General features: G+C 59.3%; 22 protein-coding genes and 1 pseudogene. 10 read left to right on the plus strand and 13 right to left on the minus strand.

Annotated features, from left to right (window positions below):
* Positions 1 to 41: 41 nt before the first annotated feature.
* On the plus strand, positions 42 to 812 hold the full coding sequence (gene gloB, locus EV281_RS20155; protein WP_132655586.1) for a hydroxyacylglutathione hydrolase: 771 nt from the start codon (positions 42 to 44) through the stop codon (positions 810 to 812).
* A gap of 18 nt (positions 813 to 830) precedes the next feature.
* Complete coding sequence (locus EV281_RS20160; RefSeq protein ID WP_132656279.1) at positions 831 to 1,253, plus strand: cupin domain-containing protein; 423 nt, start codon at positions 831 to 833, stop codon at positions 1,251 to 1,253.
* On the opposite strand, the pseudogene EV281_RS20165 reads toward EV281_RS20160, so the two are convergent.
* Both EV281_RS20165 and EV281_RS20170 read right to left on the minus strand, forming a co-directional pair.
* Positions 1,250 to 2,142: pseudogene (locus EV281_RS20165) on the minus strand (EamA family transporter). The gene EV281_RS20160 and the pseudogene EV281_RS20165 sit on opposite strands and share 4 nt — an antisense overlap.
* Before the next feature lie 32 nt (positions 2,143 to 2,174).
* Positions 2,175 to 2,957, minus strand: coding sequence for a DUF3108 domain-containing protein (locus EV281_RS20170; protein ID WP_132655588.1), 783 nt, complete (start codon positions 2,955 to 2,957; stop codon positions 2,175 to 2,177).
* 242 nt (positions 2,958 to 3,199) lie between these two features.
* On the opposite strand from EV281_RS20170, the gene rpmB reads away from it, so the two are divergent.
* Positions 3,200 to 3,502, plus strand: a complete 303-nt coding sequence (gene rpmB, locus EV281_RS20175; RefSeq protein ID WP_112545549.1) for a 50S ribosomal protein L28 — start codon at positions 3,200 to 3,202, stop codon at positions 3,500 to 3,502.
* 125 nt (positions 3,503 to 3,627) lie between these two features.
* Positions 3,628 to 4,263, plus strand: a complete 636-nt coding sequence (locus EV281_RS20180) for a VUT family protein (RefSeq protein WP_132655590.1) — start codon at positions 3,628 to 3,630, stop codon at positions 4,261 to 4,263.
* Between the two features lie 182 nt (positions 4,264 to 4,445).
* On the opposite strand, the gene EV281_RS20185 is transcribed toward EV281_RS20180, so the two are convergent.
* From EV281_RS20185 to EV281_RS20205, 5 genes are all read right to left on the minus strand, one after another.
* Positions 4,446 to 5,009, minus strand: coding sequence for an AAA family ATPase (locus EV281_RS20185; RefSeq protein WP_132655592.1), 564 nt, complete (start codon positions 5,007 to 5,009; stop codon positions 4,446 to 4,448).
* Between the two features lie 75 nt (positions 5,010 to 5,084).
* Positions 5,085 to 6,083: an esterase-like activity of phytase family protein gene (locus EV281_RS20190; protein ID WP_132655594.1), complete on the minus strand. Its 999-nt coding sequence runs from the start codon at positions 6,081 to 6,083 to the stop codon at positions 5,085 to 5,087.
* A 24-nt stretch (positions 6,084 to 6,107) separates the two neighbouring features.
* Positions 6,108 to 8,009 carry a cobaltochelatase subunit CobT gene (cobT, locus tag EV281_RS20195; RefSeq protein WP_132655596.1) on the minus strand — a complete coding sequence of 634 codons (1,902 nt, stop codon included), beginning with the start codon at positions 8,007 to 8,009 and terminating at the stop codon, positions 6,108 to 6,110.
* A gap of 12 nt (positions 8,010 to 8,021) precedes the next feature.
* Positions 8,022 to 9,014 carry a cobaltochelatase subunit CobS gene (cobS, locus tag EV281_RS20200; protein ID WP_112571788.1) on the minus strand — a complete coding sequence of 331 codons (993 nt, stop codon included), beginning with the start codon at positions 9,012 to 9,014 and terminating at the stop codon, positions 8,022 to 8,024.
* A 312-nt stretch (positions 9,015 to 9,326) separates the two neighbouring features.
* The gene (locus tag EV281_RS20205) at positions 9,327 to 9,947 is read right to left on the minus strand and encodes a J domain-containing protein (protein ID WP_132655598.1); all 621 of its coding nucleotides are present in this window, start codon (positions 9,945 to 9,947) and stop codon (positions 9,327 to 9,329) included.
* 105 nt (positions 9,948 to 10,052) lie between these two features.
* Here EV281_RS20205 and EV281_RS20210 point away from each other — a divergent pair, with 105 nt between their 5' ends.
* On the plus strand, positions 10,053 to 10,334 hold the full coding sequence (locus EV281_RS20210; RefSeq protein ID WP_132656281.1) for a BolA family protein: 282 nt from the start codon (positions 10,053 to 10,055) through the stop codon (positions 10,332 to 10,334).
* 3 nt (positions 10,335 to 10,337) lie between these two features.
* Here EV281_RS20210 and EV281_RS20215 read toward each other — a convergent pair whose 3' ends face one another.
* The 4 genes from EV281_RS20215 to EV281_RS20230 form a co-directional block, all read right to left on the minus strand.
* On the minus strand, positions 10,338 to 10,817 hold the full coding sequence (locus EV281_RS20215) for a DUF2938 domain-containing protein (RefSeq protein ID WP_132655600.1): 480 nt from the start codon (positions 10,815 to 10,817) through the stop codon (positions 10,338 to 10,340).
* Between the two features lie 61 nt (positions 10,818 to 10,878).
* Positions 10,879 to 12,189: an HlyC/CorC family transporter gene (locus EV281_RS20220; RefSeq protein WP_184327656.1), complete on the minus strand. Its 1,311-nt coding sequence runs from the start codon at positions 12,187 to 12,189 to the stop codon at positions 10,879 to 10,881.
* Entirely contained in the window at positions 12,189 to 13,319 is a 1,131-nt protein-coding gene (aroB, locus tag EV281_RS20225) for a 3-dehydroquinate synthase (protein ID WP_132655604.1), read from the minus strand. Before aroB ends, EV281_RS20220 begins: the two co-directional genes overlap by 1 nt.
* On the minus strand, positions 13,316 to 13,906 hold the full coding sequence (locus EV281_RS20230; RefSeq protein ID WP_132655606.1) for a shikimate kinase: 591 nt from the start codon (positions 13,904 to 13,906) through the stop codon (positions 13,316 to 13,318). The genes aroB and EV281_RS20230 overlap by 4 nt, the downstream gene beginning before the upstream one ends.
* A 148-nt stretch (positions 13,907 to 14,054) precedes the next feature.
* On the opposite strand from EV281_RS20230, the gene EV281_RS31230 reads away from it, so the two are divergent.
* The 5 genes from EV281_RS31230 (at position 14,055) to EV281_RS20250 (ending at position 17,854) form a co-directional block, all read left to right on the plus strand.
* The gene (locus EV281_RS31230; RefSeq protein WP_165911935.1) at positions 14,055 to 14,231 is read left to right on the plus strand and encodes a hypothetical protein; all 177 of its coding nucleotides are present in this window, start codon (positions 14,055 to 14,057) and stop codon (positions 14,229 to 14,231) included.
* A 4-nt stretch (positions 14,232 to 14,235) separates the two neighbouring features.
* The gene (gene xerD / locus EV281_RS20235; protein WP_132655608.1) at positions 14,236 to 15,189 is read left to right on the plus strand and encodes a site-specific tyrosine recombinase XerD; all 954 of its coding nucleotides are present in this window, start codon (positions 14,236 to 14,238) and stop codon (positions 15,187 to 15,189) included.
* A gap of 61 nt (positions 15,190 to 15,250) precedes the next feature.
* A complete protein-coding gene (locus tag EV281_RS20240) occupies positions 15,251 to 16,204 on the plus strand; it encodes an acetyl-CoA carboxylase carboxyltransferase subunit alpha (protein ID WP_132655610.1) in 954 nt (317 codons plus the stop codon).
* 193 nt (positions 16,205 to 16,397) lie between these two features.
* Entirely contained in the window at positions 16,398 to 17,624 is a 1,227-nt protein-coding gene (locus EV281_RS20245) for a murein L,D-transpeptidase family protein (protein WP_132655612.1), read from the plus strand.
* Positions 17,625 to 17,629: 5 nt separating this feature from the next.
* Positions 17,630 to 17,854 (plus strand): sulfurtransferase TusA family protein, encoded by a 225-nt coding sequence (locus EV281_RS20250; RefSeq protein ID WP_132655614.1) that lies wholly within the window; start codon positions 17,630 to 17,632, stop codon positions 17,852 to 17,854.
* A 12-nt stretch (positions 17,855 to 17,866) separates the two neighbouring features.
* Here EV281_RS20250 and EV281_RS20255 read toward each other — a convergent pair whose 3' ends face one another.
* Positions 17,867 to 19,018 carry a GTP-binding protein gene (locus tag EV281_RS20255; protein WP_132655616.1) on the minus strand — a complete coding sequence of 384 codons (1,152 nt, stop codon included), beginning with the start codon at positions 19,016 to 19,018 and terminating at the stop codon, positions 17,867 to 17,869.
* Between the two features lie 9 nt (positions 19,019 to 19,027).
* Positions 19,028 to 20,161, minus strand: a complete 1,134-nt coding sequence (locus EV281_RS20260) for a D-alanyl-D-alanine carboxypeptidase family protein (RefSeq protein ID WP_132655618.1) — start codon at positions 20,159 to 20,161, stop codon at positions 19,028 to 19,030.
* Between the last annotated feature and the right edge of the window lie 120 nt (positions 20,162 to 20,281).

The raw sequence follows: 20,281 nt of genomic DNA on the forward strand, positions 1-20,281 counted from the left end.
TACATTCCCGGTCAGTTCGAGGATAAGGGATTATTTGAGCAATGAAACCTTTGGAGTTAGAAGTTTTTCTCTGCCGCAGCGACAATTTCGGCGTTCTGGTCCATGATCCGGAGACAGGTCAGACTGCCTCGATCGACGCCCCCGATGCGGCCGCCGTCGAAGCTGCTGCCGTACGTCGCGGCTGGAACATCACCCATATCTTCACGACCCACCACCACATCGACCACGTGGAAGGCAATCTCGCCTTGAAGGAACAATACGGCCTCGAGATCATCGGCCCAGTCAACGAGGCGGTTGTCATCCCCGGCCTCGACAAGACGATGGGGGACGGCGACAGCTTCCTCTTCGGCGACCATACGGTCAACGTCATCGAAACGCCCGGCCATACGGCAGGCCATATCTGCTACCATTTCGTCGACGACAAATTACTCTTTGCTGCCGACACGCTCTTCGCACTCGGCTGCGGGCGCCTGTTCGAACGTCCGGCCGCAGACATGTGGCATTCGCTGCAGAAGCTTGCCGTCCTGCCGGACGAAACCGCGGTCTATTTCGGCCACGAATATACGCTCTCCAATGCCCGCTTCGCGGTCACCATCGATCCTGACAACCAGCGTCTCAAAGACCGCACGGCGGAAATCGAGGCGCTGTGCGCCGAAGGCAAATTCACCATTCCGACCACGCTGGCGCTCGAAAAGGAAACCAATCCCTTCCTGCGCGCGGCCGATCCCGCCATCCGCCGCAACCTGCTGATGGAAGGCAAGACGAACGAAGAGGTTTTCGCCGAGATCCGCAAGCGCAAGGACAATTTCTAAAGCATGGCCGCCAGCAACCTGTCTCCCGAGGAGATCATCCGCGAACTTGGCATGCAGCCGCATCCGGAGGGCGGCTGGTATATCCAGACCTTCCGCGACGAGAATGGCGGCGAGCGCGGCCATTCGACGGCGATCTATTACTTGCTAACCAAGGGGCAGCGCTCGCACTGGCACCGTGTCCACGACGCGGCGGAAGTCTGGCACTACTATGCCGGCGCGCCGCTCGCACTGCACTGCTCCGAAGACGGCAGCCATAGCGAAACGCTGACACTTGGCACGAACATTGCCGGCGGCGAGCGACCGCAGGCGATCATTCCAGCCAACTGGTGGCAATCGGCCGAAACGCTGGGTGACTACACCCTGGTCGGCTGCACAGTGGCGCCAGGCTTCGAATTCTCGAAATTCGAAATGGCGCCGCCGGGTTGGGAACCGGGCGCTTAAATCTGCTCCGCCACCGGCTGCATTTGCGGCTTGCGGCGGAACATTTCTTGCGCGGCCAGCACCGCGCCGCCGGTAATCAGCAGGCAGGCAAGCGCAATGCGCCAGCTCGGCTCGGCAATTCCGAAGACAGTCAGGATCAGCGTTGATAGCAGCGGCGCGGCATAGCTTGCTGAGCCGAGAATCTGGATATCGCCGTTCTTGACCCCATAATCCCAGGCATAGAAGGCCGCACCGACCGGCAACAGACCGAGGCCAACCACCGCAATCCATTCGAAACCTGTTTCCGGCCAGACCGTCGTCTCAAGCCCCAGATGGCAAAACAGCGAAAGCACTGACGTTGCGAGGCAAAAGCCGGTGACGACGTCGGTCGACACGGCATCGAAACGCCGCGTCAGCAGCGAATAGCCGGACCATGTGAAGGCGCAGAGAAAGGCCGCGCCATAACCGATCGCATAGGCGCCATCGAAATCGATGCCGTTGCGCCCAACGATCAGGAGGTGCCGCAAAGCCCAGCCAAAGCGCCGACGACGTGATACCAGCGCAGCCTCTCGCCCGGCAGCAGTGCCGAACCGACGACGATCAGCAGTGGCCAGAGATAGGCGATAAGCCCCGCTTCAACCGCTGGCGCGTTTCTGAGTGCCGTGAAATAGAGGAAATGATAGCCAAACAGGCCCGCAATGCCTGTGATCCAGACCTTCGCCGGCTGCTTCAGCAGCGCGATCCGTGATGGGTTTAAGACGAGCACGAGAATGCCGGGAACGCTGCCGATGGCAAAGCAGATGGCCGAAAGTTGGAACGGCGGCACCTTGCCCGACGCGGCAGTAAAAAGCGCCAGAAACGACCACATGAGAATGGCCGTAAAACCGATCAACGTTGCTCGAAGCCTCACCCGTCCCCCTCGCGGAGACTGCAAAGGCTCCGTCAGCTATTCACGCTGCTATATTTCACAGCTGTGATCGTCACAGTTCCGTATTCCGTGGGAATGCGGACATAGACTGGTGCATATACATTTGCCGCCTCAGCTTTGGCAAACCAGATTTCCATACGATTGCTCTTGCTGAGGTAGACGAGATCCTTGCGGCCTTTCTTATAGCCGGAGCGCGGAATGAAGCGCACGCCGCAGACAGTCGCCTTGCCCTTGAAGCCATCGGTCGAGAAATCTTCGTCGCCCTTCGGCGAAAGCACGAGATCCATCCGCGTCTCGCCATCAAAGATCGGCAGCTTCTGCGAGCAGACATCGGTATCGCCGGTGAAGATGAGGCCCGAGATCGGATCAAGCACGGAGCGCATATCGCTCTGTGTTACCGGGATCCATTCCTTCGGCCGGCGTGGCTCAGGTGTCGTGGTGGCCGAAACGATATTGCCGTTGCGGTAACTGACTTCGTACGTCCGCGCCTTCTTGCCGGTCTTGTAATAGAGAACGTATTTCGCCGCTTGCAGTCGGTCGTTGCGCACAACACCAGTGACGCTGGTCTTGGCCAGGATGTCGGTCACGAGATCGGCAAGACCGGCCGACTTGATATCACCGTTGATATTGTAGCTGTGATCGTCTTCGATCTTTGTCAGGAAGGCCGCCCGCGCAATCGTCAAGCCAGCCAGAGCCACTTTGTATTCCGTACGGTGCTGAATTTCGTTTGCACCAGCCGGCAAGGCCAGGAGCGCCGCAAATGTCGAGACTAGTATCCGTCTACCAAAATGAGCCATAGTGAGAGCCTTGTCTTGCCGGGGCCGCTTGCGCCCTTGCACTGCGGTCTATACTCCTGCCGCATCACGAAGAAAACAGCAGCTTTTTGACAGAATTGCGGGAAAGGCCAAGGTTTGGCTTGACGGGCGCGGCCTGTCTGACTATAGAACCGCAACTTTCCAATCATGGCCTGATGGATTGCGCAGCTGGTTGTTGCCGGATTGTCATCCAATGGCCCGAGAAAAACAAGAATAGGTGTTCCATGTCCCGCATGTGCGAATTGACCGGCAAGGCAGTCCTGACTGGTAACAATGTCAGCCATGCCAACAACAAGACCAAGCGCCGGTTCCTCCCGAACCTGTGCCAGGTTACGCTGATCTCCGACGCGCTCGGTCAGCGTTACCGTCTTCGCGTTTCGGCTGCTGCTCTTCGTTCCGTCGAGCACCGTGGCGGCCTCGATGCCTTCCTGCTGAAGGCTAGCGAAAACGAACTTTCGATGCGCGCTCGTCTGCTGCGCCGTCAGATTGTCAAGAAGACCGCTGAAGCCGCTGCTGTAGCAGCCTAAGCTTCGACGACGTCTTTCGAAAGCTTCAAAAGGCTTGCACGGATAACATCCGGACAGGCCTTTTGCTTTGCCAGCCTTTAGGCCTAAATTTTACTCCAACTGGTGGCATCACCCAGGATAAAAAAATGCTGAAGACCCGCTATACGTTGGCCTATGTCGCCCTGATGACGCTCGTCGTCGTCGCCTCCAATTTCCTCGTCCAGTTTCCGCTGAACGCTACGATTGCCGGCATCAATCTCGCCGACATTCTGACCTGGGGCGCCTTCTCTTATCCGATCGCCTTCTTGATCACAGATCTGACGAACCGCCAGTTCGGCCCGCAGGCTGCCCGCAAGGTGGTTTTTGCCGGTTTTGTCGTCGGTGTGGCGCTGTCCTTCTTCTCCTCGGTGCCGCGCATCGCGATCGCTTCCGGCTCTGCCTATCTCGGCGGCCAGCTTCTCGATATCGCCGTCTTCAATCGCCTCCGCCGCCAGACGTGGTGGCGCGCGCCGCTCATCGGCTCGCTGATCGGCTCGGCACTGGATACGGTAATGTTCTTCTCGCTGTCATTCGCAGCCTTATTCGTCTTCCTCGGCCCGAATGAGCCCTTCGCACTGGAAATCGCACCGATCCTTGGAGTTCTCTCGACAGAAGCTCCGCGCTGGATCTCCTGGGCACTTGGCGACTTCGTGGTGAAGATGCTGGTCGGCCTTATTATGCTGCTGCCCTATGGCGCGCTCATGAACGTTCTGCGCCCCATGCAGCCGGTTGCGGCACGGTAAAGTCGCCCAGCGACCCTTGAACGGACCGAAATCGCCAAGTCCCCGGATCTTACGCCGTTGGCGGGCATCATTTTTGGCCGAGCGATCCAGGAAAACGCTCTGGCCATGAATGCTGGTGAACTGACTGCAGACCTTTCTGCAGTCAGTTCATGCAGGTTTATCGGCGATCGCAACCGGAGGAATCACAACCTGCGCGCCCGCCCTGCAATGACGGCCGGGTGGCGAAGCACTTCCGCAACAAGTTCTCCAACAGGCCGCGAGGAATCGAGCCGCAGGATCGGTTTCGCCACTACCTTCAGCCACTCCTTATGCGCAATAAGGCTGCGGCGCTCCGGTCCCGCCGTATCGTAGCTCTCCGCCCATTCCATAAATTCGCGGCTTTTGACCTCCATGTCGCCGCCGGGTCCGATCCGTTCGCCGTAGCGCTCCTCCTCACGCCTGCGGATACGTTCCATACGTGCGATGGGATCGATTGTCAGGAAGACGACCAGATCGTAAAGCGGCTCGAATTCCGTGCCCCAGCTCAGCGCCGAGCCTGACAGCACCCAGTCGGCGTCAGGCTGCGCCTCTTGCCGGAGCATCGCGACGCGAGCCCCGGCCTCGCGCTTCGTCGTGAAGGGTGGATCGGTCGGCATCCAGAAGAAATGGTCGGTGTCGAGATGACGGATACCGAGCGTTTCGGCCACCGCCAGGCCAAGCGTGGACGTGCCGGAGCCCGAGGCTCCTGTGATATGGATGTGCATGATACGCTCTCTGAAAGGGTGACATCCGCGAAGGGACGGACGGATAGCGCAGAGTTATGACAGTCGTTCGACGGCCGCTCAATCGACCAGCCGGAATTCCAGCATCAGATTGCGCTGAAGGATGGAGTGATTGTCGTCGGACACCAGAATGATATGCGTCGTACCATCCGCAGCCTGGAAGGCATCGAGTCCTTCCATATTGTCGATATTGTAATTGAAGTTACCCTCGACCAGCAGGTCGCCGCTTACGACGGCACCGGGCTTGATGTCCCGACCCTTGATACGACGAATGCGCATGCCGATGCCTTCGGACATATTGAAGCGCCGCTCCAGCAGCAGAAGGTCGCCGCCGGGCACGAAAGCACCATCGGTCACATCGAAACTGCCATCCCTTGCTACGGCGAATTGACCTTTCAACGGCCCGGCAAGAATGGCCGCAAGGCGGTTGCCGTCTTCATTGAGGCTGCGTTCAGTCACTATCACGGGGGCGCCTTTGAGCGGGCTGGATCGGGGCGCGACGACCATGGTTTCGATACCGCGATTGGCCCTCATCTCATCTTGGGGAATAAGTATGTCGATTGTCGCAACCGAGGGCGAAACGAGAAAGCCAGGGTCCGGATAGACGTCGACACGATGGTCCTGCTCGAAGGAAACAAGAATCCGGTCGCCATCCAGGGCGAGGCCTTCGGCGTCCATCTGCCCCTTGCCCTCATGGAGCCGGCCGACGCGATCCCGCATAGGCGTGATCTCGACTCCCGAAAGGCCCAACAATCTGCCCTTGGCATCGCGCTCGATGCTGCCGGTCAGCCAGTGCCCGGTATCGAGCACACCGATAAAACTCTTGCCGTCAGGGCGCATGCGAATGGAAGAGAGCGAGCCGAAGAGCGAATTGCTCGACACCATCTCCAGGCCGCCGACAAACTCCAGCGGGCCGAACCTGGTCTCATTGCGACCAATATGGAAATCCGAAATCTGGCGGCTGATGATCTTCGCAGCCTCGCCTGCAGAAGCGTTCGACATTCCCGTCGCGAGGCTAAGCACAACCAAAGCCGCGCGAGACAGGTTTTCGAATGCCATACGGATCGTTTCTCCGAGGTTGTATCAGCCGGCGCGGCGCAGACGGCTACCGCGCGGCTGAGCGGCATGGTCTTCGAACAGTTCGGCTAGCTGTTCGGTCATCGCACCCGCAAGTTCGTCAGCATCGACGATCGTCACGGCACGGCGATAGTAACGCGTCACGTCATGCCCGATACCGATTGCCAGAAGCTCAACCGGGGACCGTGTCTCGATCTGTTCGATCACAGCACGCAGATGCCGCTCCAGATAATTGCCCGGATTGACCGACAGCGTGGAATCGTCGACCGGCGCACCATCCGAGATCATCATCAGGATGCGGCGCTGTTCGCGCCGTGCCAGCAGACGGTTATGCGCCCAGATCAGCGCCTCGCCGTCGATATTTTCCTTGAGCAGGCCTTCGCGCATCATCAGGCCGAGATTGGTGCGTGCCCGACGCCACGGCGCATCGGCCGACTTGTAGATGATGTGGCGCAGGTCGTTGAGGCGACCGGGCGTCTGCGGTTTGCCGTTCGCAAGCCAGTTCTCACGCGCCTGACCACCCTTCCAGGCCTTGGTCGTGAAGCCGAGGATCTCGACCTTGACGCCGCAACGCTCTAGCGTGCGCGCCAGAATATCCGCGCAGGTGGCGGCAACCGTGATCGGGCGGCCACGCATGGAGCCGGAATTGTCGATCAGCAGCGTCACGACCGTATCGCGGAACTGCGTATCGCGTTCCATCTTGAAAGAGAGCGGCTGTGTCGGATCGATGATGATGCGCTGCAGACGCGCCGTATCGAGGTAGCCTTCCTCGAGATCGAAATCCCAGGAGCGGTTCTGTTGCGCCATCAGTTTGCGCTGCAGACGATTGGCAAGACGGCCGACCGCACCCTGAAGATGCGCCAGCTGCTTGTCGAGGAAGGCGCGTAGGCGCTCCAGCTCGGCGGCATCGCACAGCTCTTCGGCCGTGATGATCTCGTCGAATTCCTCCGTATAGACGTGGTAATCGACTTTTTCATTGAAATCGGCAAAGGGTGTATTAGGACGGCGGGTTTCGCCCGGCGTCTCGGAATCGTCATCACCCTCTTCCATCATGTCGTCGTCGGAGATTTCGGCGCCTTCCGTCTCGCCGTCCTCCAGCTGCTCGTCGGCAACTTCGCTGTCCTCGACAGGGGCGGCATCACTGCCGGCATCCTCGTCGACCTCGTCCTCGTTCTGCTCGTCGCCTGTCGGCTGATCGTCCTCATTGGACTGATCGTCAGCATCCGGATCGCTGTCATCGTCGCCATATTCTTCAGCCATTTCCATGGCCGAGAGCATATTGCGGATGACTTTCGAGAAGGCCTGCTGGTCGTTGATGACGCCGGAGAGATTGTCGAGCTCGCTGCCCGCCTTTTCCTCGATGAAGGAACGCCAGAGATCGAGAACCTTTCCAGCCGAAGCCGGTGGCCTCTGGCCGGTGAGCTTCTCGCGCACCATCATGGCGACAGCTTCGCCGATCGGCGCGTCTTCCTGCCGTTCGATACCGGTGAAATTCGCCTTGGCGTATTTCTCCTCGGTCATCGAGCGCAGGTTGGCGGCCATGCCTTCCATGCGGAGCGAACCGATCGATTCTACGCGCGCCTGCTCGACGGCATCGAAGATCGCGCGGGCATCGGAGCCCTGCGGCGCCATGCTGGAATGGACCCTCTCGTCGTGACAGGCGATACGCAGAGCCATGGAATCGCCAAGACCACGCGTCACCGCGAGCTCATGCGCCGTCGGCCGCTTGGAAAGCTCCGGCAGGCGGATACGCTCGCCCGTCATGCCGGGACGCTCATTGGCGAAGGCCACTTCGACCTGGTCATCGCCCGCGATGGCGCGCACGCAGCCAGTTATGGCCCGCCGCAACGGCTCGACATCGACAGGCGCGCCGGGCTTTGCTTTCGAATTGTCACCACGAGATGCCATGATCGACTGGCCTTAAGCCCCCAGAACGATGTTGGCAGCACTTTCCTTCAGTTCCACGCCAAAGGCGCGCTGATAGTGCTCGGCCACCAGCGGACGCTCCAGCTCGTCACACTTGTTCAGGAAGGTGACACGGAAGGCGAAGGCGATATCGCCAAAGATTTCGGCATTCTCGGCCCAGGTGATGACGGTACGCGGGCTCATGACGGTCGAGAGATCGCCGTTCATGAACGAAGCGCGCGTCAGATCGGCAACACGAACCATCTTGGAAACCGTCTCGCGGCCTTCCTTATCCTTGCCGAAGCTCTTCACCTTGGCGGCAATGATATTCACTTCGTGATCATGCGGCAGATAGTTCAGCGTCGAGACGATCGACCACCGGTCCATCTGCGCCTGGTTGATCTGCTGCGTGCCGTGATAGAGGCCGGTCGTGTCGCCGAGACCGATTGTATTGGCGGTCGCAAACAGACGGAAAGCCGGGTGAGGACGGATAACGCGGCTCTGGTCGAGCAGTGTCAGACGGCCCGACGATTCGAGCACGCGCTGAATGACGAACATGACATCCGGGCGGCCGGCATCATATTCGTCGAAGACGAGCGCGACATTATGCTGGTAGGCCCAGGGCAGGATGCCATCCTTGAATTCGGTGACCTGCAGCCCGTCCTTCACGACGATCGCATCCTTACCGACGAGATCGATACGGCTGACATGGCTGTCGAGGTTGATACGCACGCAAGGCCAGTTGAGGCGGGCGGCGACCTGCTCGATATGCGAAGACTTACCCGTACCGTGGTAGCCGGAAATCATCACGCGTCGGTTGTGGGCAAAGCCCGCAAGGATCGCGAGCGTCGTCTCGCGGTCAAAGAGATAGTCGGGATCGAGATCCGGAACATAGGCATCGCCCTTGCTATAAGCGGGAACGCGAATGTCGGAATCGATGCCGAAAACCTCCCGGACCGAAACGGTGGTGTCGGGCAGTTCGGAAATATCAAGGTCAATCTTGCTCATCATGTCTCCAAGGCGGGTGACGGCCACCCGGCCACACTATCTCAGCCATTAAGCAACCATGGTGCCGCAGTCTCTTCTTCCGCGTTCGTCCAGGGTCGGAACGTCGGCGATACTTCTCCGGGACTGAAACGAAACCTCGGCGGGATAATGACCGCTGACGAGCATTCTTGAAAGAGTCCCGGACAAGAAACGCCACGTCCGGAAGGTTGGCCGGGGCGGTGTCAGGAAAACACGAAAAACCATGCCGCGGTTGCCTGCGGCCTCAGCCGATTTGGACCATACCCGATTGAAGCTCAAGAGCAAGGACGGGAACTAACAAAAACCGTTCTGCTTCAATAATTGGTACGCCTGGATGACGGCGCGGAACCGCTCTTCCGAGCCGCGGTCGCCGCCATTCGCATCAGGATGATGTTTCTTGACCAATTCCTTGTACTTGCTCTTGATCTCTGCGGAAGTGGCGTTCGCGGCAAGTCCCATCGTATCGAAAGCCTTGGCTTCCAGCGATTTCAGCTTGCGGGCCTGCGGAAAGCGTGGGCCGCTGCCTTTGCCGCCATTCTCCTTCACGAAGCCGAAGGGATCGCGCACGCGCGTATAAGCACCCGAGCGGACTTCCGAATGCAACGGGCTGTTCTTGGCATCCTTGTTGACGCCGACCGTCCAGGTAGGGCGATGACCGGTGATCGCCTCCTTTTGATAACGCGCGATCTCGCCGTCCGATAGGCCGGAGAAATAGTTGTATCCCTTGTTGTAGTCCTTGACGTGTTCGAAACAGAACAAAAAGAACTGGCCTTCCGCATTGCGTCCCACGGGAGCGCGATGCGTGCCTTTTTTGTCGCAGCCGTCCCACTGGCAGGTTGGAGGTGCCTGCTCGGCCTCCTGCTCCCGCTTGCGGCGTGTTCGGATGCGATCGAAATATTTGGAATCAAGTCTCATGACGGCGCTAATTATGGGGCTGCTGATTGATGACAACAAGAATTGACAAACGGGAATGTTGCTGGCTTGGTGGGAACCTTTTTCTTGAACTCGAAAGACCCGGCGATGACACTCCAGACCAGCATCGAAGAGAAGCTCAAGGCGGCATTTGCGCCCGAGCGTCTCGCCGTCATTAACGAAAGCCATCTGCATGCCGGCCACCAGCCAGGCATGACGGGCATGGGCGAGACGCATATGCGCATTCGCATCGTCTCGGAAAAGTTCGCCGGCATGTCTCGCCTGCAACGGCATCGGGCGATCACCGACCTGCTGAAGCCCGAACTGGACGCCGGGCTTCACGCACTGGCCGTAGAGCCGGCAGCACCGGGCGAACCGACGCGTTGGTAGACCTTACCGAATGATCAGGGCCGTTGCGTAGAGCCCGAAGCCGAAAACGGTGTGAGCAAGCAGGTTCAGCACGCGGGCCTTCGTGGGGTTAGACGTCTTCGAGGCCGCCCAGCCGAGGCCGAGGCCCGGCTGCATCAGAAACCACCCGGCGCCGACGGTAACGATCCCGAGAATCCAGGCCGGCAGAAAGGTCGGCGCGGCAAACCAGGCAGGACCTACGAAAATTGCCAGCAGGATGCCGTAGAGAATTCCGACTGCGTAGTGACCGATCCAGCCGAGCGCCAATTCATTGGCATAGGGTTTGGCGTCGCCGATATTGTCGTGAAAGACCTTGCCCTTACCGAGATGCCAGAACCAGCGACCGGCCGGCGCCCAGTTCGGCCATGGCGTCACGCCGATCATTGCGAGCACGATCGCCCAGATATCCATGAGGATAGTTGCCCCGATGCCGATGGCGACGGAGCGCCAGAGAATGTCGAACATGTCAGATCCTGTGGAGTGAACCGGCATCGGGATTCCGAGCCGCCGGCAATGGAAATCCTGATCAGGCGGGTTTCGTCTCGTCTTCTTCGGCGGGACGGATGCGCAGTTTCGTGATGCGGTTCTTCTCCCGCTTCATGACGACGAAGCGCTTGCCGTAGAAGGTGAAGGCCTGCCGCTCTTCGGGAATGGTCATTGATTCATGGATGACGAGACCGGCAATTGTCGTCGCTTCCTCGTCCGGCAGGTTCCAGTCCAGCGCACGATTGAGATCGCGGATCGGCACCCCACCATCGACAACGATGGAACCGTCCGCCTCCTGTCGTACTCCCTGCATGTCGATATCATGCTCGTCCGAGATATCGCCGACGATTTCTTCCAGAATATCCTCAAGCGTCACAATGCCCTGAACCTCGCCATACTCGTCGACGACGACGGCAAAATGCTGCTTGCGGCGCAGGAAAGCATTGAGCTGGTCTTCGAGATTGGTGCTATCAGGCACGAACCAGGGCTTCTGGGCGATCTTTACGATATCGAGCTGCTGCGGCTCCATATTCGGCTCGGCAAGCGCTCGCAGCAGATCCTTGGCGTGCACGACGCCGATGATATTGTCGATCGTGCCGCGCCACAGCGGCATGCGCGTATAGGGGCTTTCCAGAATCGCCCGAACGACGGATTCCGGCGGATCGTCCGCATTGATCGCCCGCATCGCGGTACGGTGGACCATAATGTCGGAAAGCTCGAGTTCGCCGAGGTCAAGCACGCCACCAAGGCGGTCGCGGTCGGCCTTCACGACAGAGCCTTCGCGGTGAAGCAGATTGACGGCGCCGCGCAGCTCTTCGTGCGCCGACAGCATCGAGACTTCGCGTGACAGGTTGATGCCGAAGAGGCCTAGAATCCGTCGAACGATCGCGTTGACGAAAGACGATATCGGGCCGACGACGGCGACGAAAAGCCGGGTCGGAATTGCGACATTGAGCGCAAAACGCTCCGGTGTCGAAATCGCCCAGCTCTTCGGAAGGACTTCCGCAAAAATGACCAGGATGATGGTCATCGCAAGCGTCGCAAGCGCCACGCCGGAATTGCCGAAGATCCCAAGGAACACGCTCGTCGCCAGTGATGAGGAGAGAATATTGGCGAGGTTGTTGCCGATCAGCAGCGCCCCGATCAGCCGGTCACGACGCTCGATGAGTGTTCTGACAAGGCCGGCGCGCTCATCGCCATTGGCCTCCAGCGTGTGAATCCGGCTTCGCGAAACAGCGGTCAACGCCGTCTCGGATCCCGAAAAGAAGGCAGACATCAACACCAGGGCCACGATCGAAACGATCTCCGGCCAGTAGACCGACAAAAACGCCAGGGTGCCCTCGACTGACATCAGGGATGTTTTTCCTTAAGAAAGCTGATCACTTCGGAAGCCGGTACGTCATCGGCGACGAAGGACTGACCGATACCACGCGTCAAAATGAAGGTGAGCCTGCCGCCCTTAACCTTCTTATCCTGGGCAATCGCATCCATCAGCACTTCGGCGGGCGGGAGGGTGCCGGGAATTTCCGACATGCGGGTTGGCAGACCGACCGCCTTCAGATGCGCTTCGACGCGGCGCGCGTCATCGGGGCTCGCAAGGTTTACGCGTGCTGAAAATTCATGCGCGAGCACCATGCCGATAGAAACGCCCTCGCCGTGAACAAGCCGGCTGCTGTCATAGCCGGTGGCAGCCTCCAGCGCATGCCCAAAGGTGTGGCCGAGATTGAGCAGCGCCCGCTGGCCGTTTTCGCGCTCGTCAGCAACGACGACATCCGCCTTCGCCTGGCAGCTCACCGCAATGGCCTCGATACGGGCCGAGCCCCCGGCAAAGACCGCCTGCCAGTTACTCTCCAGCCAAGCAAAGAAATCCGGCTTGTCAATCAGACCATATTTGGCAACCTCGGCATAACCGGCGCGGAATTCACGCTCGCTTAGCGAATTCAACGCATCCGTATCGGCAAGCACGAGATCCGGCTGATGGAAAACACCGACAAGGTTCTTGCCGTGACGGCTGTTGATGCCGGTCTTGCCGCCGACAGACGAATCCACCTGGGCGAGCAGCGAGGTCGGCACCTGCACGAAACGCACGCCACGCCGCACGATGCCGGCTGCGAAGCCCGAAAGGTCACCGATAACGCCGCCGCCAAGAGCAATGACATAGTCATTGCGTTCGACGCGGGCTTCCAGAACCTTGTCGCAGACATTGATCAGATGTTCGAAGCTCTTAGTCTTCTCGCCGGCCGGTAGCACGACCGCTGCCGAGGCGATGCCGGCGGCATCGAGACTTGCCTTCAAAGCGTCGAGATAACGCGGCGCGACATTCTCGTCGGTGATGACAGCTGCCTTGCGGCCGTTCAGGCGCGAGCCGATTTCGCCGCCGGCGCTGGCGATCAGCCCTTGCCCGATCAGAATGTCATAGGCACGCTGGCCAAGCGGTACATGTACCTTGCGGATGGCGGAAGCTGATGTGATCGCATTCATGATACTGCACTTTCCTTCTGGGCCGCGACGACGGCCTGCAGCACTTCATCGGCCATGATTTCCTTGCGCACATCGCGCGAAAGGACCGTGAGATCGGCCTCGGCATAAACGGGGTAGCGGGCATTCATCAGGTTTTCGAGCGTCTGCTTCGGGTTCTCGGTCTTCAACAGCGGACGCGTGTCGCGCTTGTTGACCCGATCCCAGAGCACGTCGAGATCGGCCTTCAGCCAGATCGAAAGACCGCCCTTCTTGATATGCCTGCGGGTGCGGTCATTGATGAAGGCGCCGCCGCCGGTGGAGACGACCCGCGGACCGCCCTTCAGGAGCCGCTTCATCACCCGCGCTTCGAGTGCCCGGAATTCTTCTTCCCCATAGGCCGCGAAAAGCTCCGTGATCGTCATGCGGGAAACGCGCTCGATCTCAACATCGCTATCGACGAAAGGAATGCCGAGCTGATGAGCGACGAGGCGGCCGACCGAGGATTTTCCCGCCCCCATAAGACCAACCAGAATGAGATTGCGTGAACCGAGCGCGGCGCGAGCTCTGTCTCTCAGGCTGTCTGCAACGGAAACTGGGGGTTCACTCATCGGTCCATTCACACTTTGTTTGCAAACGGTATCGACAAATGCGGGTGTAGCGTCAAGTCGCGGGCAAGGGAATCGTGGCACCAATGCCGCTTCTTGCACTTGCAAACATGCTTCTTATAACAGAAGCAGAGTTCTAAGGAGTAGTCGGATGCCGACCCTGATCCGTTTCCTGTCCGTCCTGGCGGTCATCGCCGGACTGATCTATGGAGCGATGTGGGCCCTTGTTAGCTTCGTCGAGCCGCAGGAACGCGACGTGACTATCCGCATTCCTTCCGAGCGGGTAAACCCGCCTTCGACCGGCACGATCAACACCACGAAGAAGTGACGCAATGACGGATCTCGGCCGTGTCCATGTAGAGTCATTTCTCGAAATGATGAGCGCCGAGCGCGGCGCCGCAGTCAACACATTGCAATCCTACGAGCGCGATCTGGGCGATCTGCGTTCATTTCTGCATGGCCGGAGCGTCCGTCTGACCGAGGCGGCATCGGCTGATCTCGGCGCCTATCTTGTCTCGCTCTCCGTGCAGGGCTTCAAGCCCTCCTCGCAAGCGCGCCGGCTTGCCGCCATGCGCCAGTTCTACAAATTCCTCTATGCCGAAGGGCTGCGCACCGACGATCCGACCGGCGTTCTCGATGCGCCCAAGAAGGGCCGCGCTCTTCCGAAGACAATGGGCGTCGAGGAAGTAACGAAGCTGCTCACTCAGGCGGAAACAGAAGCCGCAGACCCTGCGCCCGGCCAGCTTCATCGCCTGCGCATGCTGGCACTGCTGGAATTGCTCTATGCCACCGGCATGCGCGTGAGCGAGCTCGTCTCGCTTCCGGCCCGCGTGCTCGATCAGGAGGGCCGCTTCCTCATGATCCGTGGCAAAGGCAACAAGGAACGCTTGGTACCGCTCTCGCAATCGGCAATCGCCGCATTGAAATCCTATGGCCGCATGCTGGCCACGGAAAACGCGGCGTCAAAAGAGCCCGAAGACAGCCCGTGGCTCTTTCCGGCCGCCTCGAAAGAAGGTTACCTGCCCCGTCAGGTCTTTGCCCGCGATCTCAAGAATCTCGCAATCCGCGCCGGCCTGACGCCTTCAATGATTTCGCCGCATGTGATGCGGCATGCCTTCGCCAGCCACCTTCTGGCCAATGGCGCGGACCTGCGCGTGGTGCAGGAACTCCTCGGCCATTCAGACATTTCGACCACACAAATCTATACACATGTTCTGGAAGAACGGCTCCAGCAGCTCGTCCACACGCACCACCCCCTTGCAAAACAGGCGAAAAAGCACGAATAGGACCGGCGACAAGGGCTGAACCAGGAAACTGTCCCGCGCACAAGGAACGGAAACGCACCTCATGCACAATTATCTCGACTTCGAAAAGCCGATCTCGGACCTCGAAGGTAAGATCATCGAGCTTAAGAAGCTGGCGACGGAAGATGAAAGCATCGACACCTCCGACGAGATTGGCAGGCTCGAAGTCCGCGTCCGCGAGGCGATCGTCGAGATCTATTCGAAGCTCAACGCCTGGCAGAAGACGCAGGTCGCGCGGCATCCGCAGCGTCCGCATTTCGTCGATTACGCCAAGACGCTCTTCCAGGAATTCACGCCGCTCGCCGGCGACCGCAAGTTTTCCGAGGATGCCGCCATCCAGGCCGGTCTTGCCCGCTTCCGCGGCCAGCCGGTTGCCGTTATCGGCCAGGAAAAGGGCAACGACACCAAGAGCCGCCTGAAGCACAATTTCGGCAGCGCCCGTCCGGAAGGTTACCGCAAGGCGATCCGTATCCTCGAAATGGCGGATCGGTTCCAGCTTCCGGTCATCACCCTCGTCGATACCGCAGGTGCCTATCCGGGCGTCGGCGCCGAGGAGCGCGGTCAGGCCGAAGCCATCGCCCGATCGACGGAGATGTGCCTTGGCGTCAAGGTGCCGCTGATCTCGATCGTCATCGGCGAAGGTGGCTCGGGCGGCGCGATCGCGATTGCCACCGGCAACCGCGTCTACATGCTCGAACATTCGATCTATAGCGTCATCTCGCCGGAAGGTGCCGCATCGATCCTATGGCGCGATTCCACCCGCGCCAAGGAAGCCGCGACTAACATGAAAATCACCGCCGAAGACCTGAAAGGGCTCGGCGTCATCGACGGCATCATCCCCGAACCGCTCGGCGGTGCGCATCGCGATCCCGACAGCGTCATCGCCGCAACCGGGGACGTCATCGCCAATGCGCTTGCCGAAATGGCCTCGCGCTCTGGCGAGCAGCTGCGCAACGATCGTCGCCAGAAATTCCTGGCCATGGGCCGAAATCTGTAAAATCCACAGGTCGGCTCGGCAGATTGAGGCCAAATCTTGGCCACAATATTGTTATCTGTAACATTGCGCTTGCAGGACACGTCCGCGCAAGTCATAGGCTGGTAAGGATTTATCAAGTATAAGCCGCCTATGATTCCGCGCTATGCCCGGTTTCCGTAAGCGGGTTGGGTCGCATTGTTGATGGGCTGATTGAATGCGCATACGTCATTTTGCCTATGTTTCACTCATGGCGCTGGCTCTGACCGGCTGCAACGACGCATTGGAATCCGCCCAAGGCATCGACCTCTCCACCGTCAAGAACAAGGTAGAGCAGCCGCTTCCCGCTCATATCCTTGCCGATATGTCGGCCAAGGGCATGGATCGCAACTCGCCGATCATGATCCGCATTTTCAAGGAAGAAGGTGCGCTGGAGATCTGGAAGGCAAAGACGGACAACCGCTTCGACAAGATCGCCGACTACAAGATCTGTGCCTGGTCCGGCAAGCTCGGCCCGAAGGTGAAGACTGGCGATCGTCAGGCTCCAGAAGGTTTTTACAACCTCACCCGCGCCAACCTGAATCCAAATTCGAAATATTATCTGGCGATCAACACCGGCTTTCCGAACCGCTATGATGCCGTCAACGGCCGCACTGGCAGCGACCTGATGATTCACGGCGCCTGCTCGTCGTCAGGCTGCTATTCAATGACCGACCAGCAGGTCTTGGAAATCTATGCCTTCGCCCGCGATGCGCTCAAGGGTGGTCAGGAAACGGTGCAGCTTCAGGCCTTCCCCTTCCGCATGACGGCCGAGAATATGGTCAAGCACCGCCTCGACCCGAACTATGATTTCTGGAAGATGCTGAAGGTTGGCTACGACAACTTCGAAGTCACCAAACGCCCGCCCGAAGTGAATGTCTGTGAAAAGAAGTATGTCTTCAATCAGCAGGTAAGCGATGGCGGCAGCTTCAATCCTGCCGGCAAGTGCCCGGCCATGTCGACTCCGCCAGCGCTGACGGCAGCCCTTGCCGCCTATGGCAAGACCTATGATGCCGATTACCAGAGAGCGTTGAAGAAGTACGATGGCCTTGCCTGGTACGACCCGACGGAAGCCGAACGCAAGGCCGTCGTCGCCAAGCTTCGCAAGGGTCGCGAACTCGCCTATGCCCCGACCGGCACCTCGCTCGAAGCGGGCCGCATGGTCAAGGTCGCCGAACTCGAAGACTTGATGGCCAAGCAGTCCGCCCAGAGCGTTGCTGCCAAGACCGCAAACGGCGCAACACCTGCGACGCAGGCTCAAGTGACTGCCGTTGCCGCAGCGTTGCCGGCAAATATTCCGGTGCCGATGCAAAACCCCCTGGCCTATGCGGCACCGGAGCTCGCACCGCAAGAAACTGCTGACGCCACCAAGAAGCCATTCTGGAAGTTCTGGGCGAGGAACTGATCGGCTTGGACGCCGTTCTCTACGATCTGCGCGGGCTGAAGTGCCCGCTCCCCGTCATCAGAACACGCAAAAAGCTGACGGCCATGCCGAGCGGCGCACTGATCCTCGTCGATACCAGCGATCCACTCGCCATCATCGATATCCCGCATTTCTGCAATGAAGACGGCCACGAACTGGTCAGCACGGAAAAGACCGAGCGCGGCCATCGCTTTCTGATCCGGAAAGGGTAGAGCTCTTTCCGGTTAGATTGTCATGCCTGGAATGGCGAGCGGATTGTCGCTGAGGACAGCACGATCCGGCGTATCGATCCGCGGCTTGCCGAGGAAGGCATCGAAGAGATCTTTCACGAAAGCCTCCGGCAGATCCTTGGTGATCAGCACCATGCGCGTGCGCCGGTCCTCAGGATCCGGCCAGGCCGCAAGCCGCACCGGCGGGTGAAAGATACTTTGGACGCCGTGCAGCACCAGGGGCCGCTCCGGCCGGTCTGATGTGGCGATGATCGCCTTCATGCGCAGAAGCTTTTCGCCATGCGCCGAGCGCAGGAGATCGATGAACATTTCAAGCGCCATCGGATCGATCGCCGTCTCCTCGATGATCGAGAAGGAGCGGATCGACGCATCGTGACGGTTGACGTCGTGCGGATCCTGATGATCGTGACCATGATGATGGTGGTGATGCCCATGGTCATGGTGATGATCGTGATGATGTGCCTCATGCTCATCCTCATCACGCAGCCACCGGCGGACATCAGCGATCTTTGTGCCGGGATCATAGAGTCCGTTGACCAGGACACGCGCAGAGCCAGCCTCTTCGCCGTCGGCATCCATGAGAGCTGCACGCGGATTGAGGCCACGCAGACGTGTGGTCAGCGCCTCCGTATCCGTATCGCTTGCTATGCTCTGCTTTGAAACGATCAAACGATCAGCAACCGCTGCCTGCTTGCGCGCTTCCTCATGATTGCCGAGGGTCTGCAGGCCATTCACCGCATCGACGACAGTCACGACACCATCGAGCTCGAAATTCTGCGCAATGATCGGATTGCCCATGATTGCCTGCATGACGGGCGCCGGATCGGCAAGGCCTGTGGTTTCGATGACCACGCGGCGAACTGGCTTCACGCGTCCGGTCTGCACCGCATCCATGAGATTCGCCAGTGTGTCGACCAGTTCTCCGCGCACGGTGCAGCAGAGGCAGCCATCGGAAAGCTCGATGATGGAATCGCCGGAGCTTTCGACGAGCAGATGATCGATGCCGACATCGCCGAATTCATTGATGATGACGGCCGCATCCTTCATGTCGGGATCTTTGAGGATGCGGTTCAGAAGCGTCGATTTACCGGCGCCGAGAAAGCCGGTCAGGATGGTGACCGGAATCTTGTCGCTAAACGTGCTCATGATTGTTCCTTAGAAGGATGTCGGTCGCGGAAGCGGCACCGGCACATTGGCGAGTGCTTCCACCGCGTCGCCCTTAGCCGACTTGTCATTCTGGGCGACCGGCTGCGGATCCTGGCCCGGAATGAGGCCGGCGAATACGAATTGCGGCTCGTGATCCATCTCGTGGATGTAGGGCGACTGCACTTTCATGCGTCCGACCTCGTCGCGCGTCTCACTGCGCACCTTGGCGCCCTTGGCGCTGCAGATATCGGCAGTGATATCGCTCACCTGATCCTGACCAGGTCCATAGGGCCTGAGTGAGCCCAGCGTATCATTTGCCGTAAATTGTGTCGTAAAACCTTTCTGCAGAAGGTTCGCCGTGGCATCGGCGCGCGCCGCCAGGCTGTCGGTGCCGAGAACGACGGAAACCAACGTGCGGCCGTTACGCGTTGCAGAACCGATCTGGTTGAAACCGGAAGCGCAGATGAAGCCGGTCTTCATACCGTCGGCACCGGCAAAGCGGCCGATCAGCATATTGATATTGGGCACGTTTTGCTTGCCGGTCGTAAAGCCCTCGAGCGAGAAGTAGCCCGCATATTGCGGGAAGTCGCGGCGCAGCGCGACAGTCAGGATCGCAAGGTCGCGGGCGGTCGTGTACTGACCCTTGCCCGGCAGGCCGTTCGGGTTCACGAAATGTGAATCAGTCATACCAAGCTTCGCCGCCTCGGCGTTCATGCGCACGACGAAACCTTCCTGAGTGCCGCCAACCGCTTCTGCAACCGCAACGGCGATATCGTTGGCCGACTTCACCATCAGTATTTTCAATGCGCTGTCGAGCGTGAATTTCTGACCTGGCTTGAAACCCATTTTGGCTGGCGGCTCTGAGGCTGCGCGCTTGCTCATGACGATGGGCGTATCGAGGCTGATCTGGCCGGAGCGAATTGCATCGAAAACCGTATAGACCGTCATCAGCTTGGTCAGCGAAGCCGGGTACCATTTGCGGAAGGCTTCTTCATGCTCCAGTACGCGGCCGGTCTGCACGTCGACGAGAATATGCGGATTGGCGTGAGCAAGTGTAACGGACGAGACAAAAACCGCTGTTGCTGTCGCTATAAAAGAAAAGGGCCGCAAAGCGGCGAACAAACGATCGTGGCGCGTCGACAAGTGCTCGTCCTTCAGGGAATTATCTCGAAACCTTCCCCTATTTACCCTATATGGCTATGACATGGCAAAGGTCATTGACTAAGTTATTTCCAAGGCATCACGCCCTTGTGATGCTTCCAG

Origin of the sequence: Rhizobium sp. BK418, assembly GCF_004341105.1 — a bacterium.
In the GTDB taxonomy this organism is placed as follows: domain Bacteria; phylum Pseudomonadota; class Alphaproteobacteria; order Rhizobiales; family Rhizobiaceae; genus Rhizobium.